The sequence below is a fragment of the Campylobacter concisus genome (genome assembly GCF_002913715.1).
GTDB lineage: Bacteria > Campylobacterota > Campylobacteria > Campylobacterales > Campylobacteraceae > Campylobacter_A > Campylobacter_A concisus_AG.
Map to the genome: position 1 here is coordinate 304,933 of NZ_PPCE01000004.1, position 10,394 is coordinate 315,326.

A 10,394-nucleotide genomic window follows, 5' to 3' on the forward strand; every position below is an offset into this window, starting at 1 on the left:
TCCAAATTTAAATTTCGCTACTCAAAAAGCCCTTTTTCGATGTCGATCTTGACGTTAAAGGTCTCAAAACACTTCGCACTTGCGATCCTGCCCTTTGCTGTGCGCTCGATAAAGCCATTTGCAAGCAGATATGGCTCGATGACGTCCTCAACCGTGCCCTCATCCTCGCTAAGAGCCGCTGCGATCGTGCTAAGCCCCATAGGACGGCGCCTTGCTTGCATCAAAATTTCTAAATACCTAATATCCATCTCGTCAAATCCAAGCGAATTTACTCCAAGCGCGTTAAGCCCCTCTTTTGCACGCTCATGGCTAATGATTAGCTCGTCATTTACCTCGGCAAAGTCGCGAATTCGCTTTAGTAGTCTAAGAGCGATCCTTGGCGTGGCACGTGAGCGTTTGGCGATCTCAAGCGAGGCGTTTTTATCGCACTCTTTGCCAAGCTTGGCAGAGGCTATCTGCACGATACGGCTTAGCTCGCTGCTTGTGTAAAACTGCAGCCTAAAGTCCATCCCAAAGCGGTCTCTTAAAGGCGCTGAGATCATGCCAGCACGCGTCGTTGCACCTATTAGCGTAAATTTTGGCAGGTCTATCTTGATAGTCTGGGCAGCTGGTCCTGAGCCTATGATGATGTCTAGCCTAAAGTCCTCCATCGCAGGGTAGAGCACCTCCTCGATAGCTGGGCTTAGGCGGTGTATCTCGTCGATAAAAAGCACGTCGCCCTCTTGTAAATTTGTAAGGATCGCTGCAAGATCGCCACTCTTTTCTATCATCGGCGCCGCGGTCATTTTGATACTTACGCCCATTTCGTTTGCGATGATGTGAGCGAGGGTCGTCTTACCAAGTCCTGGAGGGCCGTAAAATAGCACGTGATCTAGGCACTCATTTCGCTTTTTGGCTGCTTTTATAAAGACGTCTAAATTTTGTTTTATCTTTTCTTGGCCGATGTAGTCTTCAAATTTTGTCGGTCTAAGCGAGATTTCAAAGTCATTTTCAAAGCTTACTTTTTCGATTTCAACGATTCTATCCAAAGTTTTTCCTTCTAAATTTAAGGCTTCATTTTACGCTTTTATGCTTAATCTAAGCTCGTTTAAATTTATAGTAAAAGGTGCTGCCCTCATTATAAACGCTATCAACACCGTATAAAATGTCATGTTTTTGGCAAATTTCGCTGACGATATTTAGCCCAAGGCCAAAGCCGCCTTGAATTTCATCCTCTCTGACGTATCTTTTCCAGACTCTTTTTACGTCCTTTATCCCCTTACCAAAGTCCTGCACGATAAGATTTATGCGCTCTGCTTCAAGCTCTAAATTTACTACTATCTCGCTCTCTTTTGGGCTGTATTTTATGGCATTTGTGATGGTGTTATCGATGATGCGCTGAGCTTCGACCTTACTTAGCATAGTAAATGCCTCGCTTACTAAATTTGTCTTTACCACGATGTGCTTGACATCAGCCACGCTTGAGAGAAATTTCACTCTCTCTTTAACGTATTCGCCTAAATTTAGCCTCTCAAGTGGAAATTTGATGTAGCCTCGCTTTATGAAGTACTCGACATCTTCGTAGGTTATTTGCATCTGTTTTAGAGCGTTTTTGATGCGTGTTACATACTTGTTTTCAAGTCCAAGCATCTCAAGGTTCATGCCAGCTACGCCAAGTGGGGTCTTTAGCTCGTGCATAGCGTCGTTAAAGAAGTTGTTCATATATTTTTGAAACTCTTTATAAGGCTTAACACTGCTTAGATATAAAAAATAGACGATAAAAAGCACCGCCACAAGGATGACAAGCAGCATGATGGCTGTTAAAAAGATGTTCTTTTTGTTATCAAGCTCCTTTTCTACGACGATGTAGTAAGGGGTCTTATCTTTTATAAAAAAGCTCTTGTAAAAGAGATAGCCACCCTCTTCTAGAGTTACAAATTTAAAGCTGCTTGGCTCTTTGCTAAGCGTTGAGATGACTGGTTTAAAATTGACGTCGTAGATAGCAAATTTATACTTTAATGAGCTAGCTATATTTTCGTTTTTGAGAAATGCATTTTTGATGATGGTTTCATGCTTCATAGCGCCAAAGAGAGCCTTTGAACTACTATTTTTCTGACTTAAATTTAAGATCACAAAGCTTTGAAAGCAAAAGAGCGACATTATGACAAATGTCGCTATGATCTGGATCTTAAAGCTCTTGTGCATCTATCTTGTAGCCTATGCGCCTCTTTGAGATGATAAAGTTATTGTTTGTCTTGTTTCTTATCTTTAAAACGTGCATCCTTATATCAGCGCCCTCGATCTCTTTGTCGTTCCAGACAAGATCTCTAAGCTCCTCCATGCTGACGTAAGAATTTAGATGTGAGACCAAACACTCGACCAAAGCGACCTCTTTTGCGCTAAGATCAACCATCTTGCCATCTTTAAGTAGCACACGTTTATTTAGGTTAAAGCTAAACTCGTCATTTATCTTTACTATGTTTTTATCGTCAGTGCCATAGTATTTTCTCATAAGCTCAGCAACTCTAAATTTAAGCTCAGCTAGCTCAAATGGCTTTTTTAGATACTCATTACAGCCAAGCTCATAGCCAATCGCCATATCATCAATATCAACTAAAGATGTCGTTATCATGATAGGAGCGTTTGGGTTTAGACTTCTTATATATTTGATGACTTCGTGACCATTTACTCCAGGCACTTTTATGTCGAGTATAAAAAGGTGATAGAAATTTTTCTCTATCAGATCGCAAGCCTCTTGACCGTCGCTCACCGCTGTAACTTCATAACCAAGCGTCTGCAAAAACTCACAGACGCTCTCTTGAAACCCTAGATCATCTTCTAAAAGCAAAATCTTCAAAATGCTCTCCTAAAAAACAAACTTTAATAAGATTTTCATCTATTGTAATACTTAGTAGGTAAATTTCAAATTAAAATTCTTTTTTAAGTATTAAATAAAAATTTGTCCTGCATAGACTATGTAATATCTTAGCAAAAAGACACCACAAATGACTAAAATAGCGTTTAGCACGGCAAATTCGCGTTTGAAATCATGCACCTTTAAAACGCTTAAGTCTAAAATGATAGGCACAGCCATACCAAGACCTATGACGCCGATATAAAACATCAGCCCAAGAGAATTTGCGCTAAGTGCGTTTGCTACGCTCTGCGCACCACTTGCACTTGCACCTTTTACGACCATAAAAAGAGCGACTATCAGCAAAAACTCGACTATTATCGCTATAAAGTCAAATTTTAATAAAAAGTGTGCAGTTTGGTTTTGTGCTCTCTTTTCATCTTTTAGCACGCCAAGAAGCAGCGTAAAAGCACCAGCACAGCTCAAGCCTGATACTAAAAATAATACCGGCAAGACTGATGTATTCCAAAGTGCGATCTTATGAGCTGCACTTAGCAAAAAGCCTGTATATGCACCAACGCCAATGCCTAGGATAAAAAGTAAAATTTCAAGTAGGCTTGAAAGCTTGCTAGCAAAATTTGCAACTACGTCAAAAAGAGAAATTTTAAGCAATGCGATCTCGTTTTTAAATGCGCCAACTGCGTATATAACGCTAAGAGGCGTATAAACTAGAAGCAGTGCAACGCCTATTGACATGACTGAGTCAAAGTTGTAAAGCAAGAGTATCCAGTAAAAGCTAAGCGGCTTGCCAAGATCAAGCACCAAAAGAGCAAGTCCAAGAATGATCGCTAATGGAGCGATAAGAGCGGCTGCTTTAAAGTAGTAGTTCTCTTTGCCATATTTTTTTGAAATGAGCACAGCAACGATGCTAGCACCCGCACTAAGTCCTGCTAAAAATAGATAAACGGCTATCGGCCAACCCCAGTAAATTTCAGAGTATTGAGCTAGGCTTCCTGACATGTTATTCATGGTGTGCTCCTTTTGTATTTGCGATCATTGCAAGTGAAGGTTTTGTATTTAGCTCCGCTTTTGGCAAGTAGTATTTACTCTCTTTTAATTTCTTTGAAATTTTAGAGTTTTCATCATTTACATCGCCAAAAGTTAGTGCATTTGTAGGGCAGACACTAACGCAAGCTGGCTCTTTGCCCTCTTCTAGCCTACTCTCATAGCAAAATGTGCATTTGCCTATCTCGCCATTTGGCAAGACATAACGAGCGTCGTATGGACAAGCCAGGATGCAGTACTTGCAACTAACGCAAATTCTATGATCAAGCAACGTCACGCCATCAGCTGTTTTAAAGCTAGCGCCAGTTGGGCAAACCTCAACACAAGGTGCATCTTCGCACATAACACAGCTTTGACGTAAAAAATCAGTCTTTAAATTTGGAAATGTCCCACTCATCTTCGCATGCACCTGCAAGCGGTAAAGTCCCCTTGGTACGTTGTTTGCACTTCTGCAAGCTACCGAGCAGCCTTGACAGCCGATGCATAAATTTTCATCATGTATCATCATATATTTTTTCATTTTCTATCCTTACGCTTTACTTATGCTAACGCCAACATTTGTAACCATGGTTGCAGCCACTGGCCCTTCGGCTGGATTAAGAAGCACGCTTGTATTTAGCCCCACGTGATCTATACTCTTAAGACCTGGCGTGATGTGTCCAAAACCGTGATATATAAAGAGCGTATCTTCTCTAATGCCCTCGGTCACCATGAGCTTGCCCTTTTGCTCGCCAAATTTATTTTTCACCACGACCATATCGCCATCTCGTAAATTTTTACGTTTAGCTGTTTTTGGATTTATCCAGATAGGGCTATCACTCATAAGATCATGAAGCGACGGCACCGCCTGAGTATGTCCATTGGTATGAATAGGTGTTTTGCCGCAAGTTAAGCAAAGATCATGTCCGTCAAATGTGTCCATATCTTTGTCATTTAGCGCGCCATATCCTGCAAACTGTGCCTCGACATCAGGTAAAAATAGCTCTATCTTGCCACTTTTTGTTTTAAGCTTAGCCATATCATCCATTAGACCATTTTCACCTACAAATTTAGCAGCGACTGGATATTTAGCGATAAATTTATCGATCATGCCTTTTTCTCTAAACAAAATTCCCGGCTCGTCCCACGTGATAAAGCCATCTTTTTCCAGCGTAGCAAGTAAATTTACATCTCCGCCAGCTTGTTGCATCCTAAACTCACGTATGTCGTTCCAAGTATAAAGCTCATCTATCTTCATGCGACGTGCTAGCTCCCTAAAGATAAATGCCCCGTCCTTAGTGTCGCCAACTGGATCAATAACTTTATTTCTTATCATATAAGCTGGTTTTAGACCTGACTTATCCTCTATGCCCTCGTCACGCTCAAGGTAGCTACTCTCAGGCAAGATAACATCAGCAAATGTCGCCATATCGTTTAGATAAACATCGCTTACCACGATAAAATCAAGCTTCTTTATCGCCTCTATGCTCTTCATCGTCTCAGCAACGTTTATTAGGTGGTTAAAGCGGATGTTAAACCAGCCTTTTATGGCGTAAGGCTTTCCGTTTAAGATAGCGTCATTTATATCCATCAAAACGCCATGTTTTCTACTTACAAATTTATGCCTACCAGTCTCGCCAGCAAAGTCTAGTCTAGTGACTTTTGGCACTTTAAATTTCTCATCTGGATTTTTAAGAACTGGGAATTTATCCTCGCCAACTAGCTTGTTAAAGGTTTTAGCATTTTTGCCACCAAAAAGACCGCCTTTAACCTCCCAGTTGCCCATCATCGCATTTGCCACCATGATGGCTTTTGTTCGCATATATTCAGCTCTTGTAGTGGTTGTCTTATGACCAAAATCAAAAATAACTCTTGGGGCAGCCTTATAAATTTCATCAGCGATTCGCCTAACATCACTTGCTTTTATGCCAGTGATTGCCTCTTGCCATTCAGGCGTTTTGCCCTCTACGCTTTTAACGATCTCATCAAAGCCAATTGTAAATTTCTCAATAAATTCTTTATCGTAAGTGCCATTTTGTATCCATGTATTTATGATAGCTAGCACAAAAGCTAGATCAGTGCCAGGTCTAACTGGCAGCCACTCATCAGCCTTTGAAGCCACCACGCTAAATCTTGGCTCAAGCACAAGTAGCTTTGTATCTTTTTTAGCCGCAAATTTAGCAAGCTTTTTAGCATCGGCTATAACTATGCCTTCAAAGAGATTGTGGCCAAAATTTACAACGTATTTTGCATTTGCAAAGTCTCTTTTTAGTTTAGCTATTCCATACATCTGCTCGCAGACCATTTGATATGTGATCGGGCAGCACGAAAAGTGTGAAAAGCAGTTTGGCGAGCCGTAAGATGAGGCAAAATTTACCATTAGCTTATGCGTTTGTGAGCTTTTACAGGTAAAGACAAAGCTTTCTGGGCCATACTTTTGCTTGATCTCAAGCATTTTTGAAGCAACTAGATCAAGTGCCTCATCCCAGCTGGCCTCGCGCCACTTATTTTCTCCTCTCTCTCCAACCCTAATCAAAGGCTTTTTGACTCTATTTTCGTCATAAAGCTGGCTAAAACCAGAGCCACCTCTTGCACAAAGCGAAGTCGCCGTACCGCCAGCTTTTGGATTGCCGCTTAAGAAGCAAATTTTATTATCAACGACCTTTGCTTCGATGGGGCATCTTGAAGAGCACATCTCGCAAAAGCTACGGACGTACTTCTCATCTTGCTTTGCAGCATTTTCCAAAGCACCACCCGGTAAGGATGATGCAACCATACTGACTCCAGCACCGAATTTTAAAAATTCTCGTCTATTTAAGCTCATCTTTCTCCCTTTAAAGATATTTGCCTTTAGTTATTCTAGTATTTAAAGTTGAAAATAAAATTAAATTATACTTAATATTTATATTTAGATTTTTAGTTTTAAAAAATGAGTATTCTAATATCAAAATGAGTAAAATTATAAAAATTATAATTTTAATTAATATAATTTTTAACGCGATCTTATAAAAATTTTAAATATAAAATTTTGATTAAGGATTTTGAATAGAAATTAAAAATTTTAAAGGGATTTAAAAAGCCGAGAGAGATCTCGGCTTAAGTTTGATTTAAAATACTTATAAAAGTATCGGAGCTATCAAAAATCCAAGTGCGACAGAAAAAACAATAGCTAAAACACCTGGAATAAAAAAGGAGTGGTTGAATATATATTTACCTATCCTAGTTGTTCCAGTATCATCCATTTGAACGGCTCCAAGAAGTGTCGGATATGTTGGCAATACAAACAATGCTGAAACTGCAGCAAATGATGCAACTAAAATATATGCGTCACCGTTATTTGCAGCAGTTAAACCAAGCGCGGTTATAACTGTAGGAATAAGTGCCTTTGCGGTAGCAGCTTGAGAATAAAGAAGCATACTAGCAAAAAATAGCGCAACAGCTAGCATAAACGGATAATCTTTAACAAAATCGCCGGCAAAATTTTTGATCGCATCGGTGTGATTTACCACGAAAGTATCTCCAAGCCACGCTACACCTAGCACGCAGACGCACGCGGTCATACCGCTTTTAAATGTAGCTGTATTAAATAGCTTATCGACTTTAACGCCACAAGTTAGTGTGATTAAAGTAGCGATAACTAGCATAAAGCTCATGATAGCGTTATCTCTAGTTAATACCAACACCTTTGTAGGCTTATCTGGATCTTCTACATATTTTACATTAGTAGTTGAGTCAGTTTTGACTTTTATATCTTTTGCGACAAGTTCATTAAATTTATCTGGACTTTTGGTCTCATAAATTTTTTCATAGCCTGTTACATAGCTTGGTTTTATCCAGCCTACGTTTTTACTAATAGCAGTAGCATATAAAACGACAGAGATAACGCCAACTAAGAATATTAAAACAGAAAGTTTAGCTCCTTTTGGAAGCTCTTTTTTCTCTTCGATTTTAACATCTTTGATTAACCCTTCTTTAAGTCTTCTTTGATACTCTTTGTCACTACTTAGATCAAGATTATAAAATATATTTATAACAAGAGCCGTTAGCATACAACCGATAAAAGTTGTAGGTATCCAGATAGCTAATAGTAATGGATAGCTAATGCCAAGTCCGCCCAAGGCATGCTCACCAGCCATAAATACAACCGCTGCTGAAACTGGACTTGCAGTAATAGCTATCTGACTAGCAACAACAGCTATACTAAGAGGCGCGCTAGGCTTAATATTTTGAGTCTTTGCAACTTCGGTAATAACTGGAATCATAGAAAATGCTGTGTGTCCAGTACCAGCAAATACAGTTAGCAAGTAAGTGACGACCGGGGCTAAGAAATTTATGTATTTTGGATGTTTTCTTAGTATCCCCTCAGCTATTTGCACCAAATAATCAAGGCCACCAGCTACTTGCATCGCTGTAATAGCAGCTATAACGGACATAATGATTAAAATAACATCCCAAGGTATACTACCTGCTTTTAATCCAAGTCCTAAAGTTAAAACTACGACGCCGATGCCACCAGCATAACCAATAGCCATACCGCCTAGTCTAACACCCAAGAATATCGCACCAAAGAGCACGATCAACTGTAATATCAATGAAATATCCATTGAAAACTCCTCTATTAAATTTTATAACTAAAATTTTTACTTAAGCGTGTCAGAATTTTGACACGCTTTTAATAATACTTTGCTTAAATTTCTACCTAACCATGCTTGGATTTAGCATATTTTTTGGCTCTAAAATTTTGTCGATCTCTTCTTTGCTTAGATAACCTCTCTCTAGGCAGATATCGCCAACTGCTTTACCAGTTTGCAAAGCTTCTTTAGCGATGCTTGCAGATTTTTCATAGCCAATGTATGGGTTAAATGCTGTTACGATACCAACTGAGCCTAGAACTGATTTTAAGCAAGCTTCAGGATTTGCTGTTAGTTTTCTTACAGCTTTTTCAGCTAGTGTTTTCATCGCGTTTTCAAGGATAAAGATTGAGTTAAATAACGCATAAGCAATGCCTGGCTCAAATGCATTTAGCTCAAATTCGCCTCTTTCTGAGCAAAGCATGATAGTTACGTCGTTACCGATTACTTCATAGCACGCTTCGCCTACAACCTCAGCGATAACTGGGTTTACTTTACCTGGCATGATTGAGCTGCCTGGTTGCATTTGTGGTAAATTTATCTCACCAAGGCCACATCTTGGACCTGAGTTCATCAAACGAAGGTCATTTGCGATTTTTGAAAGTCTAACAGCTGCAGTTTTTAACGCACCACTTACGTGTACAAAGTCTGCAGTGTCTTGTGTAGCTGCGATGAAATCATCAGCTTTTTTGAAATCAACACCAGTAATATCTTTTAACTTTTTAACAACTACATTTTTATAATCAGGGTGGCAGTTAATACCTGTACCAATCGCAGTTGCACCCATATTTAGATATGTCATTGACTCGCGTGCAGCTGTGATCTTTTCAATATCGCTTTTAATGTAGCTTGCAAATGCGTTAAATGTATTGCCAAGTGTTGTAGGAACTGCGTCCTCAAGCTCAGTTCTACCCATTTTAATGATATCTTTAAAATCTTTTGCTTTTTTATCAAGTTCATCTTTTAGTAGATTCATCGCAGCAAGCAAATCAGTAAGTTTTGCGTAAGTTGCTACTTTTATTGAGCTTGGGTAAGTGTCATTTGTGCTTTGTCCAAGGTTTGTATGATCGTTTGGATGGATGTATTGATACTCACCTTTTTTATGACCCATGCTCTCAAGTGCGATATTTGTAATAACCTCGTTTGCATTCATGTTTGTACTTGTTCCAGCACCACCTTGAACCATATCAACCACAAATTGATCTAAAAACTCACCAGCTATTACTCTATCAGCGGCTTTTGCTAGCGTATCAGCGATCTTAGGATCTAAAACGCCAACCTCTTTATTTGCAAGTGCAGCTGCTTTTTTGATTTGTGCAAATGCTTTTACAAAGTATGGATACTCTTTTAGTGTTCTACCGCTCATGTGAAAATTTTCGGTAGCTCTAAATGTTTGGATACCATAATAAAAATCGTTAGAGATTTCCAACTCACCTATAAAATCGTGTTCTTTTCTGGTTGCCATAACCATTCTCCTTATAAAAAAATGTATTAATGAAATTATATAGATATTTAATATTTTAAATATTAATTACTACTTTATTTTTTTAAGCTTTGGCTTTTAGCCTAGATAAAACGACTTTTGGAGAAAAATTTACAGTAGCTTTTAAGCTATATTTAATAATATAGCTTAGATAAATTGTTATATTAATAATAATATCACTTTTTTATTATATAAAAAGCTCATAATTAGCTCAAATTTATTTAAATTTTTAAGCTTAAAAGGTAAATATATAGAAAAATAACATAAAATAAATATTAAATCACACTTTTTATATCCAAAAATATAAAAAATAAAGTTAAATTTTATTTCTAATATTACTTTGGAAAGTAAAAACTAAGTAAATATCACCATATTGCAAAGTAAATTTATTAAATTTTTAAAT

Annotated in this window: 8 protein-coding genes; all 8 read right to left on the reverse strand. The window is 38.4% G+C overall.

The annotated features are described in order from the left end of the window. Positions 1-17: 17 nt before the first annotated feature. Entirely contained in the window at positions 18-1,028 is a 1,011-nt protein-coding gene (gene ruvB, locus CYO92_RS02630) for a Holliday junction branch migration DNA helicase RuvB (RefSeq protein ID WP_103589355.1), read from the reverse strand. 49 nt (positions 1,029-1,077) lie between these two features. After that, on the reverse strand, positions 1,078-2,184 hold the full coding sequence (locus CYO92_RS02635) for a sensor histidine kinase (RefSeq protein ID WP_103589356.1): 1,107 nt from the start codon (positions 2,182-2,184) through the stop codon (positions 1,078-1,080). Beyond that, on the reverse strand, positions 2,168-2,836 hold the full coding sequence (locus CYO92_RS02640; RefSeq protein ID WP_009294240.1) for a response regulator transcription factor: 669 nt from the start codon (positions 2,834-2,836) through the stop codon (positions 2,168-2,170). The genes CYO92_RS02635 and CYO92_RS02640 overlap by 17 nt, the downstream gene beginning before the upstream one ends. 90 nt (positions 2,837-2,926) lie before the next feature. Continuing rightward, the gene (gene nrfD / locus CYO92_RS02645; protein WP_103589357.1) at positions 2,927-3,862 is read right to left on the reverse strand and encodes an NrfD/PsrC family molybdoenzyme membrane anchor subunit; all 936 of its coding nucleotides are present in this window, start codon (positions 3,860-3,862) and stop codon (positions 2,927-2,929) included. Continuing rightward, on the reverse strand, positions 3,855-4,418 hold the full coding sequence (locus CYO92_RS02650; protein ID WP_072595164.1) for a 4Fe-4S dicluster domain-containing protein: 564 nt from the start codon (positions 4,416-4,418) through the stop codon (positions 3,855-3,857). The genes nrfD and CYO92_RS02650 overlap by 8 nt, the downstream gene beginning before the upstream one ends. 9 nt (positions 4,419-4,427) lie before the next feature. Then, positions 4,428-6,701: a thiosulfate reductase PhsA gene (gene phsA, locus CYO92_RS02655; protein ID WP_103589358.1), complete on the reverse strand. Its 2,274-nt coding sequence runs from the start codon at positions 6,699-6,701 to the stop codon at positions 4,428-4,430. Positions 6,702-6,993: 292 nt separating this feature from the next. Then, on the reverse strand, positions 6,994-8,481 hold the full coding sequence (locus CYO92_RS02660) for an anaerobic C4-dicarboxylate transporter (RefSeq protein ID WP_103589359.1): 1,488 nt from the start codon (positions 8,479-8,481) through the stop codon (positions 6,994-6,996). Between the two features lie 91 nt (positions 8,482-8,572). Continuing rightward, on the reverse strand, positions 8,573-9,973 hold the full coding sequence (locus CYO92_RS02665) for an aspartate ammonia-lyase (protein WP_021091738.1): 1,401 nt from the start codon (positions 9,971-9,973) through the stop codon (positions 8,573-8,575). Positions 9,974-10,394: the final 421 nt, after the last annotated feature.

Excerpts from the sequence above, each read along its gene's own strand:
- CYO92_RS02635 (WP_103589356.1), bottom strand. The coding sequence starts at position 2,184 with ATGCACAAGAGCTTTAAGATCCAGATCATAGCGACATTTGTCATAATG.
- nrfD (WP_103589357.1), bottom strand. The coding sequence starts at position 3,862 with ATGAATAACATGTCAGGAAGCCTAGCTCAATACTCTGAAATTTACTGG.
- CYO92_RS02650 (WP_072595164.1), bottom strand. The coding sequence starts at position 4,418 with ATGAAAAAATATATGATGATACATGATGAAAATTTATGCATCGGCTGT.
- phsA (WP_103589358.1), bottom strand. The coding sequence starts at position 6,701 with ATGAGCTTAAATAGACGAGAATTTTTAAAATTCGGTGCTGGAGTCAGT.
- CYO92_RS02660 (WP_103589359.1), bottom strand. The coding sequence starts at position 8,481 with ATGGATATTTCATTGATATTACAGTTGATCGTGCTCTTTGGTGCGATA.
- CYO92_RS02665 (WP_021091738.1), bottom strand. The coding sequence starts at position 9,973 with ATGGCAACCAGAAAAGAACACGATTTTATAGGTGAGTTGGAAATCTCT.